This window comes from Paenibacillus sp. FSL M7-0656 (genome assembly GCF_038003225.1).
Lineage (GTDB): Bacteria > Bacillota > Bacilli > Paenibacillales > Paenibacillaceae > Paenibacillus > Paenibacillus amylolyticus.
In genome coordinates, this window is sequence record NZ_JBBOOT010000001.1 from 6,243,137 (window position 1) to 6,267,110 (window position 23,974).

Here is a 23,974-nt window from a genome sequence, read left to right on the forward strand (position 1 = left end):
ATGGTTAATTCAAAAAAAATGCATTTGGCCTACAAAAGGTATGTCAAAAACTTTTTTGGTAGTAATGCCGTAAATGAATACGAAGAAGGTAAAAATGAGATTGTTGAAATCATCGATATTAATGATACAGAGAGAGATCACATTCTATTAATTGATATGGATAATATATCTTCCTTTTGGTTAGATGTGTGGAAAAATGACGTATTGATTAAAAACGGTCGAAATGTAAGTGCGCTAAAAAAAAACCAACAAATAAAATTTTATCAGTGCATGGGTAGTCATATTTATAGAGAGCGTTATCCGAGCCTGAAATTGATTGATTATTCTTTCGAGTATAGCATCATCGCATTAATACACTTCAATTTATACGGATGGGTAAAAGAGGAAAAGATATTTTTTGATTTTATAGTCAAATATCTTGGAGATAATTTAATGGAAGCGAATGATTGGAATCAACATATCTGGTTTTTACTAGAGTTATATCTCCAACATACCAAGCAAGAACTTGAGGGAACTAATGAATATGTTCACTTGGCTGTGAAATCCGCATTAACAAATCGGGAACAGCCATGTGGCTTGATTCCCGAAGAACTTGGAATCTACAGAGAAGTATTGGAACAATGGAATACACCTGATGTGGATGAAATTACGCATTTAATTGGAAGAATGTCCGAACATCATTCCACGCTTGCTTCAGAGTTAGGAAAATCGCTTGAGTTTGGAAATTATGATTACGCTTTTTATCCTTATGAAATTTTGTATTTGCTTCATGTGAGAAAAAAACAAGGTCTGCCCAATCCAAGTCATTTTGATGATTTCCTGATGAACTTACCGGAGGCTAAAATGAACATTCAAGATCCTGAACCGTATCCAGAATGGGATCCCGTTTTACGAATGATTGATGACTTCTATCGCAAAAACTATCCAGAGTATATCCCAAACCACCATGGAGTTCTGTTTGAATAGGAGAGGAGGAAGACTGCATGGCAGATGAAGATTTGGTGCCGTTAATTTTCGATGATACAGAGGATATCGACATAATTTTGAATGATCCGGATGAATCACTGGCGTATTATAGTATGCTGAATCATGGCTTAGCGACCAAACGGTTTTTATTTCTGGACTACAAAGGAGAAGTGGATCAGGAAATCGTCAATTACATCTTAGACTATGAGTATGCCTATGATATCGAATTGGGAACTGCAGATCAGCTAGAAGAGTTGGGAGAGTTTGACTACAAATATCTCCCTGAGAAAATTAGGGAGGTAAACAAGCTGATTTCTCGAAAAGGATATGGTTTATTCTCCTATCCGACAGCAGGAGACTTCTATGCATTGTTCATCGCCGAACTTAAGCATGAGGGTGCGCTAACCGAAGTGGATTTACTAGAAGATGAAGATATTCCTGAAAAAGAGCGTCATATCCAGTTGTATATTTAGTTCAGAGATAAGTCAGACAGGCTCCAGTTATTTGACTGGGGCTTATTTGTTTTGAGGTTTTTTAGAAAGGGTTAATCTTGCGTTTTAAAAGTCAAAACTCTGATCAACTATATGATCCATAAAGTCTTAAGAATTAAATTCAGTGAAACATAATAAGAAAAATGACTAAAGATTTGGATAAACAGTATGGAGTCCGGGTTGCTCATGACTGCACATCGTATGATGCTAGAAGATCATCATATGCGAAAACCACGATCTATCTGCTCTTGATGCCAGAGCTTGGTGACACGGTGAAACTGTACATTCCCGGAAGTCGCGAGTCCAAGGCTTATATTCGTCATGCAGTCCCCGAAAGCAAGCGTTCGGTTTCCAGTGGAACGCAACACAAACTGTGGGGCCATCCTGACGGACCATCTATTGGTATGTCATCGGATGAGGTGACCGTACAGGCTGGAGCTGGATTAATCATCACACTGAATGACCAAGGTGTAATGATGCAGAGTGCAGGTAACATCTCGATTCAGGGTGGCAGTCTATCACTTAAAGCAGGTCAGATTAAAGCAACCGCCCCTGAAGCAATTTGGCTTCTTGGCGGAGGAAGCAGCTTTATATTGGATGGACAAGCTGATGTTCGTGCTGGACTGCTCCAACAGGAAGGCAGCCATAAGGCACCGGTCGTGGTAGCTGATTTGCCGCCGGAGCCGCCCCTTATTCCGCTTGAACAATATGAGGCAGCTCAAGCAGCAAATGCAGCCGAAGCAGCTGCTATGCAGCCTTCCGTGGTTAACATGAAGGAGGTCTCCCTGTTTGGTGCAGCGGTCGCCATGGCGGGCATGATCCCCGTTTTGGGTATGCTTGGAGGTGCACCAGCCATTGCGGCACAGGCCGTTGTCGTTGGCGCTGCAGCAATCGGCTTGATCGGGAACATCCCAAGTGTAGGATCCTTTAAGCCTTCGGCCCTACAACTTCTGAATCATCTGAATGGTGATTTCGTGGGCAAGATGCAGCAACAAGAGGCTTATAAGCACCAATTATTTGGTAAAGTTGTCTCAGCAGCACGAGAGTTAAGCACGGCTACTTCCTTTATGGATTTTGTGAAGAAACTGCATCAGCAGGAAAAGGAAGTTAGCCAGATGTATTATCAGATTCCAGGCAATACGAGGGAGCATTGGGCGCATCAACAGGTTGACCAAGAGTTGAAGGAAGCACTCGTGTATTATGGGGATGTGAAGCAGAATGACATTAAATATGAACTCTTTTTTGGCCCTTATCATAACGGCATTGCTCGAGATATCGGAAGAATAGACATCACCGCCGAGGAAATGGGTGACTATAATTACTGGCAGAAACAGAATCTGGCGGTCGAACAGAAGAAGTATCTTGCCCGGCGAATTATGGCTCCCATGAGCGAAGAAGAATTATCTACCCTGATGGGTGAATTCGAGCAACACGAGATGACTATGAAAGGATTGGACGGGGAGTTCAATGGATTTACGGGCAGAGTAAGCACGAAAAAGGGTTCTTCAGGTGTACCCGAACCCTCAGACCATCCAGGAACAACAGGTTCTCCAAGTGCTGCTTCTAAAGGAACAACGACGACAGACAAACCGGCTACAAGTAAAACAAAGACATTTGTGAAAAAGTCAAAAGATGTGATGGTTAAAGCCGTCAGCGATTATTATAAAGAGAGCCAGGTCATCCGGTTTCAGCCTTGGGGCAACTTGGGAAAAAACAAGCCCAAAGAGTCGGGGAATGCCGGGGAAGTGGGTTCCGGAGGGAAAACAAGCTCGAACGCTGGGAATAAGTCAAGTGACGGGGCAGGAACAAGTTCCTCCAGCAATGGCAAGAAACCGAATCAGACCCCGAGCAGCAGTAAGAAGTCTTCATCGTCAGGTGAAACGGATGCTACTGCATCGAGTCCAGGTATAGGGAAGAAGTCTGGCGACGGTGAAGGCACAAACTCACCAAGCAGTGGCAAGAAAACGGGTCAGACACCGAGCACTAGTAAGAAGTCCAAATCTAGCGGTGAAACGGATAGTACGGGTTCAAGTTCAGGTACAGGGAAGAAGCCTGGCGATGATGAAGAAACAGGATCATCAAGTGGTGGAAAGATAGAGGATCCAACTCCGAATACCAGTAAGAAGACCCAAACAACCGGAGAAGCGGATACTACAGGATCGAATACAGGTACAGGGAAAAAGTCGAGTGAAGGTGAAGGAACAAGCTCATCTAGCGCTAACAAAAAAGATAATCAGACTCCCAACAGTCATAATCAGTGGAAACAGGATTCATCTAAGAAAAAAGGAAAAGGTAAAGATGATAAAAAGAAAAAAGAGGAGGAGAAAAGTAAAAGGGAAGAGGAAGAAAGACAAAAAAGTGAATCAGAGGCTGAGGGGACGGGAAAAGATACGAAGAGGTATGGTGATCCTCCCGAGGAAGAATTTAAATTTAAGATTGAAATTGCTGCTGAAAAGAAAGCTGAAGAAATAAGAAGTACAGGATTGAAAGATATAGAGGATTTTGCTAAGAATACAGGTTTGGAGTTACAGGATGCAATTGATTTAAAATCACATCTGTTTCTTAATAAATATGATCTTCCAGCTTACGATGAGAAAGGTTTATACTTTTATAAAACTAGATTAACACCTGATCCCGAAGTAATATATGCTTATCACAAAGTTCTGGATGGAGAACTGACTCCTGATCAGAAAAAATGGTTTCAACAGTTAAAAGCACATGAATTAGATGAAAAAGCCCGAATGGATTCTGGGGAAGAATACTATAGGCATCCAGGTTCTTGGGATTTCGAGTCGAAAACCTGGAAATCAAAGCCTCCTGGTGCACATGATAATGCTGTACCACAACCTGAATTTGGAACATTTCCTGGATATAAGGAGGAAAGTTCGAGATTTTATAAAATCAAAAAAGGTGATGAATATGAGATTGTCTTTTAGTAGTGCGGTGAAAAAAATAAATGAAATAGACTGGAATACAGGAGAAAAGCCCAAAGAATCACATTCAGCTCTGTTAGCTGAATACTTGAGAAGAATTGCTGTCTTTACAAGTTCTTATACTTCTAATCAAAGCCCAATAGGAAGTCCAGTTAGAGTCCTAAATATTGAAAACAATGATTTGCTGCTAGAAATTGATAGGATTGTGGATGAAAGTTTGCCTGACATTAACAACCCTATACACTATAAAATATGTAGAAATTATTTAGAAACAGCATATGTTGTTGAAAAAGGCTTATCGGAAGTCTTAAAAGTAGCAACTATTTATGAACCAATTATTAAGTTTTTTGAAAGAGGTGGGAAACTAAGATTCGATAGCGACAGGGCTTTGAGTTGTGGTAGTGCTGCTTTTGTTCTTGAAAATTGGATTGATTTTCATAGCAGTAGGCTAGAAACCGATATAAGTGACTCTAATTTGGAGAGAATTGATCTTAATAATAATGATGTTTAGTTAATCTCGATATCGTACCTCGAACGGGTCAATTATGGTCAGATATTACCATGATTGACCGTTTTTTTGATTTGTACCTCCAACATCCATGCGCACCATGCACGGCCAATTAAGGAGCAGGAGATAACGAGTCAAGTATATTACCGCAACTGACTTTTTTTCTTTCTTAGCTTTATTACGTTTCTTAAATTTACTCACTACTGTAGATGAACTGAATTTTGCATATTCAGAAGTGAATATCGAAGGTATAAACAAAAAGGAATTTTATGCACATAGTGGATCGAATCGTGATAACAAGGCAAAAGACTATGCTGATTATTCAATAAAGCTACCTAAACCTAAGTATGAGGCTACTCATGCGCCGGATAGAGGAGGAGGTGTAAGATTTGGAGATAATGATACAGATATAAGATCCTAAATGATTTAGCTGCTAGACTGGATAAATTAAATGATCCTTCACAAGCCCATGGGAAAATAAAATTATTTACTGAAATTAATACTTATACAAGTAGTGAGCAGAGTTATTAAGAAATTCCACGAAGATTATCCAAATATTGATATTGAAGTAATCCACAATGGTGACAAATTAGTTGAGTTTTAATAAAGGAGATAAGCAGATGAAACGAAATTATGAAGCTTTATTTGGTGCTTTTTATGAAAGGTATTTTGATTATAAAAGCGAGAGAATGAGTAAATGCTGAAGCACTTGCTTGTACCACTGAGGCATACTTCGGTATACAAAAAAGAGGCGAAAGGGAGAAATCAGTAATATTAATTGCAGAAGGAAGAATTTATTTAACACATTCAAGTATATTCATAAAATCAAAACAGAGGATAGTTGAGGGATTAAATTCTTTAGATTTAAACAAGTTGCAACTTGAAACGACTCCGGATGAGTACCAGGACATATTAGAACGAAGAGATATGGTGCTTGATAGAATCGAAAGTATACATGCGGAATATATTCCATATTCAAGATTGTACTGCTATTAAATGGAGAATGAAGTTAAAAATTACTTTGGGAATATCATTAATGACATGAAAGATACGAGTGGGCTCGTTGAGCAAATAATGGAGCGTTTCGATCGTGAATGTAGGAGTACACTTAGTGAGAAAATTGTTGTTAAAACAACACTTGCAGAACTACTTATCCGTGAATTTGTGAAAATAAAAAGCGAATTCGAGAAATTCGATATGAATGAAGTGGATGAACAATTAACAGAAGCTGAGCAATCAGATCTTTCTATACGAATCAAGGAAGTATTAACTAAGCTTCAAAATTATAAATCATGAGTACCATATCGTAAAATTGAATCATAAAATCTAATAGAAGGTATGATTGGAAAAACACCTAACGAGGGGGCTCATGATCTTGCACCTCCTCCGCAAAAGTATTTCCCATATTTTAATTCGGATGACACTATCTTATAATTTAACTAATATAATTAAATTTTAGGAGGGCAGCTAGTTGAATCAGATATTTGAAGATGCCAGAACCATTATAAGAAACATTAATTGGGAGAATGAAGAACCTAACAAACCTTCACATGGAATATTATTATATGAGTTTTTAAGGAGAGGTTCTCATTTTTATGATTTTATAGATCAAGAACCTAACAAGAGACTTGCAGTGTTTAGTGCAGCAGATATCTGTGATATAAAGTTGCCAATTGAAATATATGGATACTGTGATGAATTAAACGAAATTAAGGATGAGTGGTTAGTCAAATCAGTTTGTAAAAGCTATTTGAAATGGGCATATTTATCTGGTGAAAACGAGTCGATAGCACTTGAATTCCAAGGACTCTATACTCCAATTATAAAGTTGTTTAGTAGAGGCGGGAGGATAAGATACCATAATGGAGAGTTAACCTATGGAAGGGCTGCACGTTCTCGAATTGTTTTTGTAGAAATGAGCACGGTTGAACCAATGGATATTAGTGAAAATAGTCTGGATAAACTGGACAAAAATTGGGATGAGAAAATAAAGTAATCGTAAAGTGGTTTTAGAAGACTAATCAGTTCAAAAGTTATTATTTTTTGGAGTAGGTCCGGGATACGCTGATAAGACAGTATATAAGTGGGATCGGAAAAAGAAATGTAAACAAAGTAGATATAGGCATAAATAAAACAGATCGATCCTGGTCAAAGAGCCAATGGTGTCGATCTGTTTTGTAATAGATTTTTATAAATTACGAAAAAGTGTACAGGGAGGTGCTGATTTAACAGGTAAACAAAGAAAACTGATTAGAAATAAAGCTGCGGAATTAAAGCTTATACCAAAAATTGAAGTGAAAGAAAGTAGAAGGTATTTGTTTCGGCTTTGCTGATTTCGAGGGGCTGGTGTATTAGTGCACACAGATTACCTTCCAAAAGATTTGTGGAAAAAAGGTGACACAGAGCAGTTTCACTGGCTGAATAAAATTTACCGGAAGACATAATGAAATCGGTTAACGATGGACCTTATACATGGCATCACAGAAGTACCGGGGAAAATGCAATTAGTTCCCTTTGGTATACACAACATTACTACTCATAATGGTGGTAGATCAACCGGAATATGGGCAGATGCACCGAGATAAGGGAGGAAAAAAATTGTGGAAACGAGAGCAAAATCTATTATCTATCCATTACCAACTGATCAGGTATTGTCAAAAGAAGAAGGTTTTTGGAGGGTAGTATTGCCTTCAGACTATAAAGAATTTGTTAAGATAAACAACAGAGGCATTCCAGAAAGATGTTCTTTTAGTTGTAATAGTCATAATTACTTAATTACTAGATTTTTGTGCATTCTTGAAGATCCAACCGACAATGGATTTGGAATATTTGATATTGATGCCACAAAATCTCAACTTGATGAGAGATTAATTGATGATGAGGACTTAATAGGAGTTTCCTTGTTACCAGTAGCTGTTCTATTTTCTGGTGACTTTATATGCTTAGATTTTCGTGAATCTAGAAATTCTCCTAATGTTTGTGTCTGGGATCACGCAAATTCTGGTGAATTCGATCCAGTGAGTTATTTTTTGGCGGAAAGTTTTTAAAGATTTTTTGGCATTGTTAACTTAATAAACAAAACAATATACTTAGGCCTGTTAATGTTACACAAATATTTACAACAGATCGTACAATACAACCAGCAGATAGAACACTAAACGATTCAAACAGGAAATGTTTTAAGAGCTAAAGGAGGTATAAAGAAGTATGCCATCTATTCCGAATTTCGTTTTTGAGAAAGAAATACCTATAAGCATTATCGAGAAATACAGATCGAGAATTCCTGTTGAACTAATTGAAGTATGGAAGGAATATGGACTGGGTAGTCTTTCCAATGGATATCTGAAAATTATTAATCCTGATCAGTATTTAGAATTATTACAAGATACCTACAGTCGAGCAAAATTAGCAATTCCTCTATTTACAACAGCAATGGGAGATATATTGATTTGGGAAGATGGATACTTAATGGCGCTTAACTTCAGAAAGCATGAAGTAAATGTTATAGGGAAAAATTTTAAGTACTTTTTTGGGGACATAAGTGATGAATATTTTTTGAATAAAGCTCTTGACTGGTCTCCCTATCTTGAAGCGTTTGAAAAATATGGAGAGCCTGCTTACGATGAATGTTTTGGCTATGTGCCTCTTTTAGGATTAGGTGGAGCAGAGAAAGTTGAGAATTTAAAAAAAGTTAAATTTATTGAGCATATATATATAATCAATCATTTTATGGGACCAATGGAATGAAAATAAAAAATGGAGACCGATATAAATGTTTAAAAGTATGGATTATTTTCTATAAGGGGCATCTATAGGAGGTATATAAAAGCTAATTGGAGAGTAAGCAATGGGAATAATTTGGGAACGTACGGTTGGAGATATTAGTGAAGATATAATTAATAAGGTTGAAAAAAAATATGGTATACAATTTCCTGATGACTATAGAGAATGTGTTAAAAACTATAATGGTGGGCATCCTGTACCAAATATATTTTCCTATGATGATGGAGGAGAGGGAGTTTTTGACCATTTACTAAGCTTTACAAGTGAGCCTAATATTGTTTTAGTTTATGAATTTATAAGTGATTTCATGCCAAAAGAGATATTTCCATTTGGAACAGATCCTTTTGGCAATCAGCTTTGCTTTGATTACCGAAAAAGTAAAAATTCACCTTCAGTTGTTTTTCTTAACAATGAAGAATTTGGTGAGGACTCCATTACTGAGGTATGTAACAGTTTTTCTGAGCTCTTAGAAACATTACATGAGGCCAGCGATGAATATTATTGACTTTCTTAATAGGTGGGTGGATAAGTATGAATATAGATGAAAATATTATTAAAAGTTCATATCCTCCTGTAAGTCTTCAGGAGATTGAGATAGTCGAGAAGAAGTATAATATGATTTTCCCTGATGATTATAAGAAATTTTTAATGTTAAAGAATGGTGGAAAAACTGGTACTAGAAGGAGATTTACTACAAATGATGACCAAAAAGAAGGTGAAATAGAGTCTTCTATTTTGATGTTTTTTCCTTTGTCTAATAATTTAAATAATAATTCAGAACAAAAGTATCGTCTGTACACAGAAGCAAATATTTTATCGAGAATTTATTATCCAATAGGTGAGACACCGAGGAATAATTTAGTTTGTATTGTAGTAGAAGGACCTAATAAAGGGAGTGTGTATCATTTCGATATGGATTATGACAATTATATTGAAAAGAAACTTCCTCTAGAGGAAGAACATATCAGACTGATCACAGAAAGTTTCACTGACCTTTTGGATAGTTTATTTGTTTCTCAGACGTAGGAATAATCGTGAATAATTTCAAAAATTAGAAGTTAAAATTATAAGGCCTATTTCATCAGTATTATTCAGGTGGAATGGGTCTTTTTGTGAGAAAAGATTTCTAAATAAAATGAATGAACCTAATGCACCGACAACGCCGAAAAATAGCACCAAATCGAATACGAAACCAGAAAAAAATGAAACGCCGAATGAAGTGAATACGTGGAAGCCATCTCCATCTAAAAAAAAGGCGAAGGTAAACGGCAAGTCGATGCGAAACCGTCTAAATCATCCGAACCGAAGAAACCAAAGGTAGAATAGGATACAAACAATCCGAAGGAAAATACGGAAGGCACTGTGGAGACGGGTAAAGGTAAGAAGTTAGAACTGTCGGATATGACTTAAGAAGTAATGGAAACGAAGCCTATGAATTCACCTGTCCCTAAAAATGGTAGGATAAAGGTGGACATATATTAACAAAAGTGGAATATCGGTTATTTATCCTAATGGGTATCCTGACTTTTCAGCATATTACCATCCAACTATTAAACTAGCAGTAACAATAGAAATTACTATTACTAAAAACCCTCAGGCGGACTCTAAGACGGCGAACTTAGAAGCAGGACTAAATAAGGATTCTGATCCACCAGTTTCTGAACTAAAAAAACCTCCAACAGGGTACACTTGGCATCATCATGAAGATGGAAAGACAATGGTTCTTGTTCAGAAGGATATCCATAGGGACTTTAGGCATATAGGTGGTCAGTCTACATTTAAGGGAAAAAATGATTATAAAGGAGAATAAACATGGCAACGATTTATAACACAAATGAAAAAATTAAATTAAAAAATATTGAGGAATTTGAAGCAAAATATGATGTCGTGCTTCCGGTTCAATATCGCGATTTTTTGCTTGAGTATAACGGTGGTAATGTAAAGCCAAATGTTTTCAAAATTTCAGATGATGAAGGAGAGACTGCTCTCAACACACTTTATGGGCTAGATATCAATGAATCCTACGATGAGTTATCGAGTGTGTTTGACTCATTATATGGCGAAATCCCAAACGAATTTATATCTATAGGTGATGATTCTGGAGGAAATCAAATTTGTCTGGGAACTAGCGAAGAGTATGCGGGGAAAATATATATTTTCCTTCATGATATAGAACCTACTGAAAAGATAAGCAATATGTTTCTTATATCTGATTCTTTTGATAGCTTTCTAGATAGTTTATATGAAGTTTAATCTTTAGAAAATGACGGATGCAGAAAAGCTAATTTCAACTTGAGTTATAAGTCGAAATTGGCTTTTTCATTTGTCTGATCCCTGGTCTTTCACCATTAGCTAAAGCATAAGTGCAAATTGAGTATATGTTATGTGGAAAGGGCACATACGGAGGAGCGGCGAGAAGATTTAATTTTGCTCAATCAGATCAAAGGTTAGCTGAACAACTTAATAATTCTCCTGAAATAGCACGCCAATTTGGTATGGAGTCTGGTGAAATTACTGCTAAAGATATAAAGATTTATCGAGATGGAAATAAACTAACATGGCACGAATTAAAATGATGTTAAAGCAATGCAGTTAGTACCTACAAAGATGAATAGTACTTTTGGGCATCTTGGAGGTGTGGGAGAAATGAATGCAGGAGCGTTTGAACCTGGGGGATTTCTAATAAACAATAAAGAGGGGAGTACACAATGATAAAAAATGATCCTGTTTTTGGAGGGCTCGAATATAACTATGGTTGGACTAGGAAGACTATGTTTCAATTATTCGGAGGAGAACTTGAAATTACATTGATGATTGATGGAGATGAAGATGGAAGATTTGATGAAAAACAATATTCGGCATATCAATCATTGATACAAGATTGGAAACAAGTGCAATTTAACTTATTACAACCTATTTTGGATTATTACATACAAAAAAGAAGTGAATTGGGTTATGATGTTGCGTTTAATGAGAATTATCCATTAGTTGAAACAACAACTCAACTGATGAAGATGATTACTTTAGAGGGGATTGTTGTTCCGTATGGAGACATTAATGAAGAACGTGACATTGGAGTTCTTTTTAGTTGTACATGGGATTCAGAGAATGGTTTAGGGTTGCGTTTATTAGATGAAGAAATAGCTGATGTAGGATACCAAGATGTTGCAATTTGATACCAGGCTAATTAAATCGTATAGCACAACCATATCCAACGAACCCAACATTAAATGATTCAAACATTTGATTAACATTCAAAAGCTCTTTCTTACTTGATTTATGAGTTAGAGAGCTTTTTGCGTGTCGAAAATAACTAATGGTTGCTTGGTGGGGTGGTAGCTTCATTTTGGACGGGGAGGCCAACGTACGAGCAGGTCTATTGCAACAGGAGTGCAGCAACAAAGCACCTGTTCATGTGGCGGATCTGCCTGCGGAGCCGGAGCCACCGCTGATGCCGATTGAGGAGTACGAAGCGGCTCAGGCCGCAGCAGCCGCAGAGGCTGCTGGAGTGACGCAGGCATCAACGACGAACCCGAAAGATGGATCGTTGGCTGGAGCTGCATTGGCCATCACTGCTATGATTCCGATCCTGGGAGCTCTAGGGGGGATTGCTGCCCAGACAGCCATCGGCGTAGGCATTGCTGCCGTTGCCACGGGTCTCATCGCGAGCGTGCCGAAGATAGGCTCCTTCAAGCCTTCGGCTCTGAATTTGCTGGACCGATTTACGAATGGTTTTGCTGAGCTGCAACAGCAGGAGAACGAAGCAAAATGGACGATGTTGGGTAAAATGCTGACGGCCGCCAAAGAGTTGACTACATCGACTTCGGTGACCGATTTCTTTAAGAAGTTGGAACAACAGAACAAGGAGATTAGCCTTGCTTATGAGCAGATTCCGAGTTACTTCCGTGAGAAGTGGGCGCATGAAAAAGCCCAACGTGACCTGCAGGTGTCGCTGGAATTTTTCAAGAGTGTGGAGAAAGACGATGTTCAACATCAAACCTTCTTTTCGCCCTATTACCAAGAAATTTCATGGGCATTAGACAGGGCGGGCATATATCATAATATTACCGTCGAGGAAGTAAAAGATTACGATTTTTGGTTGCGTCAGGACCTGACATTGGAACAGATGAAATATCTGACACAGTTGATTTACAATCCGATTAGCGATGAGAAATTCGTAGAGATGATCTACGATTATGAAATGCATCGCGATTTAATAGAGAACGGAACGATGATTGGTGGTAATCTAAGGGTCAGGACGCCAGACATTGAAGGAAAGGTCATGCAAGTTGTTGGTAACGGATTAAAAACAGCAGCGACATTTGCAAAGAAGAAATGGACAGACGGTCAGAAAATGAGGATCGTTTCTGGTGGAGGAAGCGATTGGAGCGGGGATAAGTCGAAAAAAACGGGACAAGCAAGTTCTGGTGGTAAAACAGAAGCTGAAACTGAAACGAGTCCTAACTCTGGGAACCCTCCCAAGACTGCAGCTGAATCTTCGAAGCAGACTGTAAAAACCGGTTCATCTGGAAATAACAAGCCAGCAAACTCAAAACCAAGTTCTTCAAGTACAGGGACTAAACAAAATGGTTCAAGTACGAAACTCAAAGATGCAAGAACAAAGCCAGAAAGTTCGAATTCAGTTAACAATAAAACACCGAATGAAGTGAACACTTGGAAACCGTCTACAACCACGAAGAAGGACGAGGGCAGCCCTAGCGAACAAACGAAGAAACCAAATGATACAAAAGAACCAAATACTAATGACAATCTGAAAAAGAAAAAAGGAAAGAGTCAAAAGCAAATCCAACAAGAACTTGACGATCTGGATCAGAAAATTAAAATTAAGGAAAAAGTAGGGGCCAGTGAAGAAGAAATTAAGAAGTTAAAACGAGAACGAAGTAAGCTGGCCAATCAACTAGATACTCCAGATGATATAAGTAGTAAATTTGATTTATCCGGTGTAGAAGGGTATGAGCGAAAAATCGATAATAAAAAATATTATGATCATGATAAGGGTGACTTTGGCGAGGAAGTTGCGAAAAAAATCGCAATAAACAACAATCTGGGTAAGGATATTTCCGATCAATTTCAAGTTGGTAGGAACGGAATAGATGGAGCCTTTTTGTCCAAGGGTCCGCCTCCTAAATTAACCATGATTGAGGCTAAGACTTCCGAGTGGGGAAATTTCAACTATCCAACAGAGCAAAAACTCGGTGGTCCAAAATATTTTGAAGTGATGTCAAGCCGTAAAAATAAAAGTTTTTCTGTTTTTCAAGAGAAACTTCAAAAGCTAATTGACGATTATCCTGGATTGAAATTTGATTATATTAGGGTTGAAGTGGATATTTCTAAAACATCCGTAGGTTTTGGGGTAGATGTCGTCAAAGTAAAAGATTGGAGTAAGGAAATAAATTGAAAATTAGGGGGACTATAAATGAATGTGAAAAAAATGAAAATGGCATACAAGCGCTATGTCAAAAACTTTGATGACGGTTTGAATGATGTTCAAGCTAAATATGATGAAGCTAAACTTGAGATTGTTTCTTTGGTAGAAAGTAATGCAGTAGATCAAGATCACAAATTGTTGAATAGAATGTACAAAATATCTTCTTATTGGTTGGAAGTATGGAAAAATGAAGTGTTAATTAAAGAAGGGGTAAATCCTATGGGGTTGAAACACATACAGCAAGTAACTTTTTATCAATGTATGTGCAGGCACATTTATAAAGATCGTTATCCTGAGATGAAAGTAATTGATTATTCTTTTCAAAATAGCATCGTATCATTAGTTCACTTCAATTTATTTGGATGGGCGAAGGAGGAACAGATATTTTTTGATTTTATAGTCAAATATCTTGGAGATAATTTAATGGAAGCCAATGATTGGAATCAACATATCTGGTTTTTACTAGAGTTATATCTCCAACATACCAAGCAAGAAATTGAAGGAACTAATAAATATGTTCACTTGGCTGTGAAATCCGCATTAACAGATCGGGAACAGCCATGTGGCTTGATTCCAGAAGAACTTGGAATCTACAGAGAAGTATTGGAACAATGGAATACGCCTGAATTGGATGAAATTACACGTTTAATTGGAAGAATGTCCGAACATCATTCCATGCTTGCATCGGAGTTAGGGAAATCGCTTGAATTTGGTAATTATGATTACGCTTTCTATCCTTATGAAATTTTGTATTTGCTTCATGTGAGAAAAAAACAAGGTCTGCCCAATCCAAGTCATTTTGATGATTTCCTGATGAACTCACCGGAGGCTAAAATGAATATTCAAGATCCTGAACCGTATCCAGAGTGGGACCCCGTTCTACGAATGATTGATGATTTTTATCGGAAAAACTATCCTGAGTATATCCCGAACCACCATGGAGTTCTGTTTGAGTAGGAGAGGAGGAAGATTGCATGGCAGATGAAGATTTGGTGCCGTTAATATTTGATAATACAGAGGATATCGACATGATTTTGAATGATCCGGATGAATCACTGGCGTATTATAGTATGCTGAATCATGGCTTAGCGACCAAACGGTTTTTATTTCTGGACTACAAAGGAGAAGTGGATCAGGAAATCGTCAATTACATTTTAGACTATGAGTATGCCTATGATATCGAATTGGGAACTGCAGATCAGCTAGAAGAGTTAGGAGAGTTTGACTACAAATATCTCCCTGAGAAAATAAGGGAAGTGAACAAGTTAATTTCTCGAAAAGGATATGGTTTATTCTCCTATCCGACAGCAGGAGACTTCTATGCATTGTTCATCGCTGAACTTAAGCATGAGGGTGCGCTAACTCAAGTGGATTTATTAGAAGATGAAGATATTCCTGAAAAAGAGCGTCATATCCAGTTGTATATTTAGTTCAAAGATAAAACAAATAAGCTCCAGTTATTTGTCTGGAGCTTATTTGTTTTGAGGTTTTTTAGAAAGGGTTAATCTTGCGTTTTAAAAGTCAAAACTTTGATCAACCATATGATACATAAAGTCATTAAGAATTATATGAAAAATGACAAAAAAATTGGATGAACAGCTAGGAGTCCGGGTTTCTCATGACTACATATCGTATGATGTGAAAGATAAAATGATGCGATGCAAAAGAGGCCTGGATACGGAATTTAATTTTAAGGGCAAGGCTGAAATGGCAATATGGAGAACAAAAAAACAAGTATACTTAGTATGAACTTAATGATGGGAAAACCATACAATTGGTTCCGAGTAGTGTTAATTCTAATTTTGGACACCTTGGTGGTGTAAGTGAAGTTAAATAAGAAAGGACGATACTCTAAAAATGAAAAAAGATGAGTTGTTTGGAGAAATTGTTTATGAAGATTTATGGATAGGGACGACAGAGATAACTATATTTGGAGAAAAACGAAAAATACTTTTGAATATTTATGGCGAAGAGAATGAAGAAATTACTCCGAACCAACGGGATGCTTTTTCGCAATTCAAAGCGAATATGCCTAGCATAGTAAAGGAAAGCGAAGATAAGATTTTAGAGTATTATTTAGAGAACTTTGAAGATTATCGAGCAATGCAAAGTGATAGTGAAGAAGTTGAAAAAATTGCTCCAAAGATTTCATCAATAGACGAGTTAGGGAGACTTGTTACGCCTACAGGTTTGCTAATAAGATATGATTTCGAGGATGGTATTAGAAGAGTAGGGATATTATGTGATTGCACTTGGGAACAAGAACACGGATTGGGTATTGGTGTTGAAAATGAAGAAGTAATAGAAGTGGGTCTTCAAGATATTGTACTTTAACAGGGGCTGTCAAAGACTTAGTGTAAACTTGGTTTATAACCCCAGCAACAAGATCGTATAATGCCACAATGCGAGTTAGCCGGCCGTGTTGTAGTCTTTTTCATTTTCTGATATAGATGGCGGCGATTAATGAAGTAACCCCCACCCAGTACCAAATAAAGCCATCATTTAACTAATCCCATACTTAACCTATGTAGTACCTGTATAGAGATTTCTTCATTTTGTTTGTACGCACATCAACGCTTAAATTTTATCCCCTACTTAACTTAATAGCATCAAGTTGAACGGGTCGATTATGTTCAGATACCACCATAATGGATCTGTTTTTTGTTATGTTCGCTTTCTCACCCATTTTGGAGGGGAGGCCATGGTACGAGCTGGCCTATTGCAACAGGAGGGCAGCAACAAAGCGCCTGTTCATGTAGCGAATCTGCCACCAGAGCTAGAGCCACTGTTCATGGCGATTGAGGAGTACGAAGCGGTTTTCCCGACAGTTAAAGTGAAGAAATTAAAAGGTTTGAAATCTCCGATATGAAGTGTAGTATTGCATGAAGATATATTACCAAGGAACTTTTGAAGGCAACAGAGGTTGTACAATTCAAGTGACTGAACGCTAGATTACCAAATAAAGTACAACCAGAAGAACAATTTGTCACCATAATGAGGAAAGCGGATTGATGCAACTTGTACCTTTTGGTATTCATAATATTGCAAAAGCATAATGGAGGAAGAACAAAGGGACATTGAGCAGACGCCCCAAGACATTAATTTGAGAGGTGAAATATGTTAAAAATAAAAAATAACAGTATAATTTATCCGCTTCCAGGTAGTAATTTAATTAAGCGTGTAGAAGAGAATTTTGAAATCGAGTTTCCTAAAGATTTTATAGATTTTATATCGGAAAGCAATGGATCTATTCCAATAACTAGATTTTTTGAATTTAAATCGAATAGATATGTGGTTGATCGTTTTCTTTGTTTATTGGACAAGCCAAGCGAGCATGATAAAGGTATGTATGATATCAAGGTTGTTTTCAGTCAATTGGATGAAAGGATACTCTCTGATGGAGATATGACAGGTGCTGAATTAGTACCAATTGCAGCTCTATTTGCAGGAGAATTTGTTTGTCTAGACTATACTGAAAGTAAAGTCGATCCAGTTGTTTGTATATGGTATAATGAGGAGTCAGATGAGTATGACCCAGTTACAGAAAAAATTGCAGATAATGTTAATCGTTTTCTTGATATGCTAGAAGAATAGATTCTTCCTATAATGCAATTATATGACAACCTTTAAAAGGCTTACTCCTACTCGAACAATGAGTCAGGAGTAAGTTTTTTATAGTTTGATGAAATGGCTATAGTTGTTACATCTGTTACCTAAAGGTGTGCTTGTTTGAGCTGGGAGTTCACCCCTATACAGGAGAGCCTGTTTCAGATTCCTATGCCAAAATGATGACGACAACACTCAAATGGAATCGAGTTATTTTGAGTTTCCAAATGGTAGTAAGAGCATCATATCCAGTTTTATACTAATGGTGTGTACGAAAGGAAGTTGTTGTTAGGGGATTCTGATCTTCCTGGTTAAAGTCCATGTGGTGGGGCATGTGTTAAAAGATGAGAATGGGAAGTGAAGCATATGAGAATGGATGTTAATACGATTGTCGTTCCATTACCAGGCGATGATTTATTAGATGCAGTTGAGCGAAGCTTGAGAGTTTCATTCCCTGAATCTTATAGGCACTTTATTAAGGAACATAACGGAGCTGTACCAATCACAAATATGTTTAGTATGAATCAGCAAGAATACATAATAGAAAAATTTCTATGTATATTGGATGACAGTGAGTCTGATCCTATTAATGGATGGTATGAAATTGAAGTTACTATTACGCAAATAGGTGATAGATTAACTGATAATGAAGATTTAGTGGGAATGAATGTAGTTCCTATTGCAGCGCTTTTTTCAGGAGATTTTATTTGTTTGGATTTTAGAGAAACAGAAGAGCCTACTGTAGTTATTTGGTTTCATGAAGAGTCAGAGGAGTTTTCTCCTGTGACACAAAAAGTCGCGACCAATATATTAGAATTTTTTGAATTGCTGAGTAAATAAAGTTCTCCTAGTTCATGTTAACGAATGCCCCAGTTGTCAGTATCTTGTAGAGAAATTAGGTGTGCGTTTTGAACGTGAATTGTAAAACTGAAAGAAGATCTGTGGAAATATTTGAGTTGAGCGATGTGAGTGGAGAATTAACAGAAGATAGAAGAGAGATCTGTCTAATGAGAGATGACAAAAATCAGTAAGGAAGTGACCTGATGGAATTTGAATATCATGTAACCATGCGTGATCTGAAGCAGAACGAGAAAGAGACCTTTATCAACATTTGTAATCAAGAGAACGTGAAGCCCGTGTTGATCGTCTTGGACAAAGGTGAATATATTAATCAGCCAATGATTACAGGCATTCTACATAGCACGAATTACGAAGAAGTGAAGAATGTTATTGAAGAAGTTGGGGCGAAGTTTCGGGATAACGGATTCACAGTTGTTCGGACGAAGGTGGAAATTCCGGCTAAGGAAGAAACGTATTTTGATCAGCCGATGCTGGCACAGTCCAAGCCTTATTTCGAATGGCACGGAAAGGTATATGTGGATGATGTGGCCGTATTGAAGCAACTGTGCGCGGATTCGGGCGGACATATCTCACGGAACTCACTTAATGCAGATGGCAAAGTGAGATTCGTAACGGTCCGTGAATATGAGAGTGCAGAACATTTTTATCGTAGAGTGGGAGAGATCCATACCATTTTGCATACGAACAAGATCGAACTGTTAAAACAGCAATATGAACTGTGCATCTATGACAGCCGGGAAGAACTGGATCGTGGATGGATCTAATTGGATGTTGAGTACGATGAATGGAGGAGGAGAACGAGTGTCAGAAAAAAACATAAAAATGCACCTCCTAAATGAGGATGAGAGATTCATTGTTGTGTTAGAAGCTCTATTAAAACGCGCTTCTCTAGTGAATAGTCCATTTGTATTAAAAGGAAGCTTATTAACAAGACAGTATTTGGAGAATCCCAATATTCGTTATGTGGATGACATCGACTTTCTGTATACAGGTCGAATTGAGAATGAGGATCAGGCCAATGCAGTATTTACAGACTGGATGATCCGGGTAACGGAGATGGACCTGAATGACGGTATCATATTCCGAAGCTTTCGGGAGAATGCCTTCTGGAGAAGAATAGACTACGCGATGGCGGATGATTTTCCTACGGTGAACACGGAGCTTGCCTTTTATATTGATAGTGAACCAAGGAATGAAAATGAGTATGAGGATGAACTGCATCTTGATATATCTTTTAACCTCGACTTGGATGAGAAGCCTGTTACTCTATCCTACCAACCCATGGTTGGTGAAGCTTTTGTCGTTCCTTACACTGTACCACTCTCCATCCAAATTGCATGGAAGCTGCATCAAACGATAGTGAGGCCCAGGTTTAAAGACTTGTATGATTTGCAGCATCTGTTGTCTAACCCGTTATACGATCAGCAGGCGCTCAAGGAGACAATGCAGACCCTGGCCAACGAGTGCAGCATGGACCCAGCTATTACGAGAGAGGATATGAAAAAGATACTGGTTGACGATCTGCATGATGTATTTTCGAGGTTAAATTACGATTATGACTTGCAGTATTATGCCGGAAGCCGTAGTCCTGAAGTGTATTTTATGGAATTTGTATCGGAGCTGCGCCAAACGATGAATCACGTTGGTATTAACAGTGACGCATATGAACATTTACCAAGTTGCCCCACGCATACATAAAGATCTTCATGCACTGAAGAAGCAGACCTAAAAGCTTTCTGTAAGAAAACTGCTTCGGGAGCATTCACTTCGCCTTTATTCGTAGATGAATTTGAAACGAACACCCCAACTCCGATACAATGTTCTCATAGAGTCTGAGAGAATGGATCAAATACGGTGCAGAAATGGAGAAAACCAATATGACTGATTTTATCAACGCTGACGATATTAATGACGTAATTCTGGCTGCGGCAGCAAACGAGCTGGAGCAGATGGTGGACAAAATGTGTGAGCTGATTGGCACGCCTTTGGAACAGACAACAGAACTGGAGCGTCAGGTCATGGCTGCTTTTGGTTTTGGCGCGGTGTATGGCATCACTCATCGGGATCAGCTGGCGGAGCCGCAGGCCCATGCCTTGAGCATTCGGATGCTGATTAAACCATTTAATTACAGTGAACAGCAGGCGGTTGATTTTGCCAACGATCTGATTCGGGTGGCTTCCGATCGTGAGGTTCATCCGGTAATGAACACGATTATCCAACGTGGGATTGATGGACACCGCCAATTCAACCAGGAAAACGATGAAGGATTGGAACGTAACATTCAGGAGATTTTAACAGCGGTTCAATCGCAAAAATAGACGGTTTTAATAGATGTGGGAGATGATTGCATTGGATCTGATGAAATTAAGCAAGGAACTCTCATACGCTCTGCGACATGCACCATGGGAGTATGAGCTGGAACTGGACGAAGAGGGTTGGGTGGAGATCTCGCAATTGCTGGTGGCTTTACATGAAAGTCCGTACTGGAAGGAAGTCACGCAAGCCGATCTGGAGCAGATGATTCAAACCTCGGAGAAAAAGAGACATGAAATCCGTTCTGGCCGCATCCGGGCATTGTATGGACATTCGACGCCCCTTAAGATATCGAAGATATCTGCTGAGCCACCGGAAACCCTGTACCATGGAACCCCGGCACGCGCAGTGAATTCTATTATGGAACATGGCTTACAGCCGCGGCAAAGGCAATATGTACATCTGTCCGCAGATATCGATACGGCCAATCAGGTGGGACGAAGACGGGATGATCAGCCTGTCATTTTGAAAATCAATGCTGCTCAAGCGGCCACAGACGGAATCCTTTTTTATCATGGAAACGAAAATATCTGGCTGGCCGATCATATTCCCTCACGTTATATTCTTGAGCAGTGAGCAGTGACCAATGAGTGATGAACTCTTGTGGACAGCATAAATACCAAGCTCAAATCGCAGCAGTCGCAATCAACGGTGAGTGTACGGTCATCCGTACAACTGGTGTATCGTTGTATTGATCGTTAGCTACACCAAAAAAGGGACGCATCCAACATTTGTTGGTGTGTCCCTTTCTCATATTCAAAACTTACTTGCCTACAATTGCTTTAATACCTTCGCTAAGTGGCTGAGCCGGACGGCCAAGCAATTTCTCTAAAGTATCACTCTCTACAGCCAATGCGCCTTCACGGATGGCACTTTGCATATCAACAAGCATCGATACGACAAAGTCCGGTAGACCTGCACCTTTCATGATGTCAACGTAAGCGGCATCGTCCACGTTTTGCACGTTGATTTCCTGCCCAAGCACTTCACCAACAATGGCAGCCAGTTCAGCTTGCGTGCGTAGTTTGCCGGACAATTCATATACGGTATTCTCATGTCCTTCTCCTGCGAGAACAGCTGCAGCAGCATGGGCGTAGTCACTTCGGGTAGCCCAGCCTACTTGGCTGTTGTTGGTGGCATGAACCCAAGGTGCACCTTGGGTAGCTGCTTGCACACTGCCTGCTTCATTTTCCAGGTACCAGTTATTGCGCAGGAAGGAATACGGAATGCCGGATTCACGAATAGCTTTTTCTGTAGCGCGGTGAACTTCCGCCAGGGAAAGGGTATTTTTCTCTGCATTCACAACGCTTGTATAAGCGATGAAACCCACGCCTGCGTTCTTGGCAGCGTCAATGGCAGCCTGATGTTGGCGAATACGCGTTTCATTGTCACCATCAGTTGAGATGAGCAACAGACGGTCTACACCGGCAAAAGCTTTCTCCAACGTCTCCGGTTGATCGAAATCACCATGACGCACGTCAACCCCTTGAGTGCGGAGTGCTTCCGCTTTCTCTGGATTACGTACACTTACTGCCACATCCTTGGCAGAATTGTTTTTCAACAATGCCTCTACAACCAGTGAACCCAAATGACCTGTGGCGCCAGTAACCAAAATTTTCATTTTCTTTTCCTCCTAGGATATGTGTTTTGTTTGCATATGGATGTAATCAAAATTGTTATAACAGGTGTGATTACAACGAAAGGGTTAAAAAAAGCTCATAATGAGCTTTGTTATTCAGAGACATGAATCTGATCCATCATCTGCTGTATGGTTACACGATTCAAGCGCTGTTCCATGGCTGTCTGAGCCTCAATGAGTTCGGCACGCAAGGTGTGTTCAATCATGTTGCCGACCGGACATTTCGGATTCGGATGTTTGTGAAAGTTAAACAATTCCCCATCCTCCACGACCTCAAGCGCTCGATATACATCAAGAAGGGTAATGTCGGCTGGATCTTTCAACAAGGAAGCACCTCCCACACCGGGTCTGACGTCAATCAGTCCAGCCTGTTTCAGCTTGGACATAATCCGCCGAATAATCACGGGATTTGTATTCACACTCTGCGCGATCACATCTCCGGTGCATTCATTGGGCATAACAGCGATCAGGGACAGGGTATGAACCGCAATGGAAAAGCGACTGCTGATTTGTCTCATGGGATAATCACCACCGTTGTAACTATAATAGTTACAAAGCGATTGGATGTCAATTCCTTTATATTATATTTTAATGGATAGTTGCTGTTGTTCTGGAATCGTAGATGATCAAACAGATGATAATTGAACTATCACCTATGTCAAATAAATGAGTTGTGGTTCTTTTGGAGCGTTAAAAAAGAAGTAGGTTTCAAACCTTTTAATGTAATAATAGGGCTAAATTCCTATTATTTTCAAGTTAAATGGAACTATATGGTTTTCTTGTTTGCGTACAGAAGAAGAAAAATGACAAAAGCTTCGACAAACTAGAAAATTATGTATGAATTGACAAATGTAAAAGCGATTATATAATGTGTTTAACTACAAGATTGTACATTTAGTTACAAATGATTCCAAATAACAAACGGCGGGAGTGGGACAGGCATGTGGTTTTTGGTTCTATGGTTGTTAGGTCTAATTTCAGGGGGAGTACACCTATATGTGTTAGGTTTTCCCGGGGAAATGAGCGAGATTAGCAGGGTGTTGCTGCTTCATCAGTTTGTGGTTACGTTTGGATTGGTTGGAGTGATTGGTTATGTTGTCAACATTGCCAGAGCGGATCAGACAGCCAAAATGTTAGGATGGCCTGGTGGACCATTTCAGGTTAAATACGGTTTTTCCCAGGTAGGGCTTGGAGTTATGGGGATTATGGCCATCTGGTTCCAAGGGAACTTTTGGGTTGGTGTATTGGTAACGATGTACATATACGGATTAAGTGGTCTTTGGTCACATACTTATGTCATGATTAAAAATCGCAAGGCAGATGGAGACAGTATCGGGAATCTCATTATGGATGTGGTGTATCAAACGTTTATCACGGTTCTCTCCGTATTGGCTGGTGGAATCTGGGTAATGCACTAAGCTGTAA

30 protein-coding genes and 3 pseudogenes are annotated in these 23,974 nt (G+C 38.9%); 30 read left to right on the top strand and 3 right to left on the bottom strand.

The window, feature by feature from the left end; all coding sequences use genetic code 11:
• From MHI01_RS27350 to MHI01_RS27480, 29 genes and pseudogenes are all read left to right on the top strand, one after another.
• Positions 1-966 (top strand): hypothetical protein, encoded by a 966-nt coding sequence (locus tag MHI01_RS27350; protein WP_253502177.1) that lies wholly within the window; start codon positions 1-3, stop codon positions 964-966.
• Positions 967-983: 17 nt separating this feature from the next.
• On the top strand, positions 984-1,439 hold the full coding sequence (locus MHI01_RS27355; protein ID WP_221821884.1) for a DUF6630 family protein: 456 nt from the start codon (positions 984-986) through the stop codon (positions 1,437-1,439).
• Positions 1,440-1,600: 161 nt separating this feature from the next.
• Positions 1,601-4,393 carry a hypothetical protein gene (locus tag MHI01_RS27360; RefSeq protein WP_340984594.1) on the top strand — a complete coding sequence of 931 codons (2,793 nt, stop codon included), beginning with the start codon at positions 1,601-1,603 and terminating at the stop codon, positions 4,391-4,393.
• Positions 4,371-4,901, top strand: coding sequence for a hypothetical protein (locus MHI01_RS27365; RefSeq protein WP_253502172.1), 531 nt, complete (start codon positions 4,371-4,373; stop codon positions 4,899-4,901). Before MHI01_RS27360 ends, MHI01_RS27365 begins: the two co-directional genes overlap by 23 nt.
• A 705-nt stretch (positions 4,902-5,606) precedes the next feature.
• Positions 5,607-5,894, top strand: a pseudogene (locus MHI01_RS31060) (Imm3 family immunity protein); the annotation flags it as partial.
• Between the two features lie 45 nt (positions 5,895-5,939).
• Positions 5,940-6,194: an Imm3 family immunity protein gene (locus MHI01_RS27370; RefSeq protein ID WP_339283616.1), complete on the top strand. Its 255-nt coding sequence runs from the start codon at positions 5,940-5,942 to the stop codon at positions 6,192-6,194.
• A gap of 175 nt (positions 6,195-6,369) precedes the next feature.
• The gene (locus MHI01_RS27375) at positions 6,370-6,894 is read left to right on the top strand and encodes a hypothetical protein (RefSeq protein WP_253502169.1); all 525 of its coding nucleotides are present in this window, start codon (positions 6,370-6,372) and stop codon (positions 6,892-6,894) included.
• 463 nt (positions 6,895-7,357) lie between these two features.
• Positions 7,358-7,483, top strand: coding sequence for an HNH endonuclease (locus MHI01_RS27380; RefSeq protein ID WP_339283613.1), 126 nt, complete (start codon positions 7,358-7,360; stop codon positions 7,481-7,483).
• A 15-nt stretch (positions 7,484-7,498) separates the two neighbouring features.
• A complete protein-coding gene (locus MHI01_RS27385; protein ID WP_253502166.1) occupies positions 7,499-7,945 on the top strand; it encodes an SMI1/KNR4 family protein in 447 nt (148 codons plus the stop codon).
• Between the two features lie 160 nt (positions 7,946-8,105).
• Positions 8,106-8,645, top strand: a complete 540-nt coding sequence (locus MHI01_RS27390; RefSeq protein WP_253502149.1) for a T6SS immunity protein Tdi1 domain-containing protein — start codon at positions 8,106-8,108, stop codon at positions 8,643-8,645.
• 100 nt (positions 8,646-8,745) lie between these two features.
• Positions 8,746-9,186 carry an SMI1/KNR4 family protein gene (locus MHI01_RS27395; RefSeq protein ID WP_253502147.1) on the top strand — a complete coding sequence of 147 codons (441 nt, stop codon included), beginning with the start codon at positions 8,746-8,748 and terminating at the stop codon, positions 9,184-9,186.
• Positions 9,187-9,212: 26 nt separating this feature from the next.
• Positions 9,213-9,707, top strand: a complete 495-nt coding sequence (locus tag MHI01_RS27400) for an SMI1/KNR4 family protein (RefSeq protein ID WP_221821899.1) — start codon at positions 9,213-9,215, stop codon at positions 9,705-9,707.
• 523 nt (positions 9,708-10,230) lie between these two features.
• Entirely contained in the window at positions 10,231-10,491 is a 261-nt protein-coding gene (locus tag MHI01_RS27405) for an HNH endonuclease signature motif containing protein (RefSeq protein WP_253509243.1), read from the top strand.
• Positions 10,492-10,493: 2 nt separating this feature from the next.
• Entirely contained in the window at positions 10,494-10,934 is a 441-nt protein-coding gene (locus tag MHI01_RS27410) for an SMI1/KNR4 family protein (protein WP_339283608.1), read from the top strand.
• 77 nt (positions 10,935-11,011) lie between these two features.
• Positions 11,012-11,393: pseudogene (locus MHI01_RS27415) on the top strand (HNH endonuclease); the annotation flags it as partial.
• A complete protein-coding gene (locus MHI01_RS27420) occupies positions 11,390-11,857 on the top strand; it encodes a DUF6985 domain-containing protein (protein ID WP_253502141.1) in 468 nt (155 codons plus the stop codon). The pseudogene MHI01_RS27415 and the gene MHI01_RS27420, both read left to right, overlap by 4 nt.
• 140 nt (positions 11,858-11,997) lie before the next feature.
• Complete coding sequence (locus MHI01_RS27425) at positions 11,998-14,100, top strand: hypothetical protein (protein WP_253502138.1); 2,103 nt, start codon at positions 11,998-12,000, stop codon at positions 14,098-14,100.
• A gap of 18 nt (positions 14,101-14,118) precedes the next feature.
• Positions 14,119-15,087 (top strand): hypothetical protein, encoded by a 969-nt coding sequence (locus MHI01_RS27430; RefSeq protein ID WP_253502134.1) that lies wholly within the window; start codon positions 14,119-14,121, stop codon positions 15,085-15,087.
• 17 nt (positions 15,088-15,104) lie between these two features.
• Positions 15,105-15,560 (top strand): DUF6630 family protein, encoded by a 456-nt coding sequence (locus tag MHI01_RS27435; RefSeq protein WP_100528555.1) that lies wholly within the window; start codon positions 15,105-15,107, stop codon positions 15,558-15,560.
• 332 nt (positions 15,561-15,892) lie between these two features.
• Positions 15,893-15,967 (top strand): annotated as a pseudogene (locus MHI01_RS27440) (HNH endonuclease); the annotation flags it as partial.
• Between the two features lie 20 nt (positions 15,968-15,987).
• A complete protein-coding gene (locus MHI01_RS27445) occupies positions 15,988-16,464 on the top strand; it encodes a DUF6985 domain-containing protein (protein ID WP_253502128.1) in 477 nt (158 codons plus the stop codon).
• Between the two features lie 367 nt (positions 16,465-16,831).
• Positions 16,832-16,999 (top strand): hypothetical protein, encoded by a 168-nt coding sequence (locus tag MHI01_RS27450; protein ID WP_165789964.1) that lies wholly within the window; start codon positions 16,832-16,834, stop codon positions 16,997-16,999.
• Between the two features lie 112 nt (positions 17,000-17,111).
• On the top strand, positions 17,112-17,186 hold the full coding sequence (locus tag MHI01_RS31065) for an HNH endonuclease (protein WP_354437613.1): 75 nt from the start codon (positions 17,112-17,114) through the stop codon (positions 17,184-17,186).
• A gap of 61 nt (positions 17,187-17,247) precedes the next feature.
• Positions 17,248-17,724, top strand: coding sequence for an SMI1/KNR4 family protein (locus MHI01_RS27455; protein WP_253502125.1), 477 nt, complete (start codon positions 17,248-17,250; stop codon positions 17,722-17,724).
• A gap of 378 nt (positions 17,725-18,102) precedes the next feature.
• A complete protein-coding gene (locus tag MHI01_RS27460) occupies positions 18,103-18,576 on the top strand; it encodes an SMI1/KNR4 family protein (RefSeq protein ID WP_339283599.1) in 474 nt (157 codons plus the stop codon).
• Between the two features lie 203 nt (positions 18,577-18,779).
• Complete coding sequence (locus MHI01_RS27465; RefSeq protein WP_339283598.1) at positions 18,780-19,361, top strand: hypothetical protein; 582 nt, start codon at positions 18,780-18,782, stop codon at positions 19,359-19,361.
• 58 nt (positions 19,362-19,419) lie between these two features.
• Positions 19,420-20,295, top strand: coding sequence for a nucleotidyl transferase AbiEii/AbiGii toxin family protein (locus tag MHI01_RS27470; RefSeq protein ID WP_221822060.1), 876 nt, complete (start codon positions 19,420-19,422; stop codon positions 20,293-20,295).
• A 179-nt stretch (positions 20,296-20,474) separates the two neighbouring features.
• The gene (gene imm48, locus MHI01_RS27475; protein WP_339283596.1) at positions 20,475-20,915 is read left to right on the top strand and encodes an Imm48 family immunity protein; all 441 of its coding nucleotides are present in this window, start codon (positions 20,475-20,477) and stop codon (positions 20,913-20,915) included.
• Positions 20,916-20,946: 31 nt separating this feature from the next.
• The gene (locus MHI01_RS27480) at positions 20,947-21,486 is read left to right on the top strand and encodes an RNA 2'-phosphotransferase (protein WP_339283594.1); all 540 of its coding nucleotides are present in this window, start codon (positions 20,947-20,949) and stop codon (positions 21,484-21,486) included.
• A 49-nt stretch (positions 21,487-21,535) separates the two neighbouring features.
• On the opposite strand, the gene MHI01_RS27485 is transcribed toward MHI01_RS27480, so the two are convergent.
• From MHI01_RS27485 to MHI01_RS27495, 3 genes are all read right to left on the bottom strand, one after another.
• A complete protein-coding gene (locus MHI01_RS27485) occupies positions 21,536-21,664 on the bottom strand; it encodes a hypothetical protein (RefSeq protein WP_340984596.1) in 129 nt (42 codons plus the stop codon).
• Positions 21,665-21,673: 9 nt separating this feature from the next.
• Positions 21,674-22,531: an SDR family oxidoreductase gene (locus MHI01_RS27490; protein WP_339283592.1), complete on the bottom strand. Its 858-nt coding sequence runs from the start codon at positions 22,529-22,531 to the stop codon at positions 21,674-21,676.
• 110 nt (positions 22,532-22,641) lie between these two features.
• Positions 22,642-23,067, bottom strand: coding sequence for an Rrf2 family transcriptional regulator (locus MHI01_RS27495; RefSeq protein WP_036668516.1), 426 nt, complete (start codon positions 23,065-23,067; stop codon positions 22,642-22,644).
• 423 nt (positions 23,068-23,490) lie between these two features.
• On the opposite strand from MHI01_RS27495, the gene MHI01_RS27500 reads away from it, so the two are divergent.
• Positions 23,491-23,967 carry a DUF6790 family protein gene (locus MHI01_RS27500; protein WP_026080959.1) on the top strand — a complete coding sequence of 159 codons (477 nt, stop codon included), beginning with the start codon at positions 23,491-23,493 and terminating at the stop codon, positions 23,965-23,967.
• The last annotated feature ends 7 nt before the right edge of the window (positions 23,968-23,974 follow it).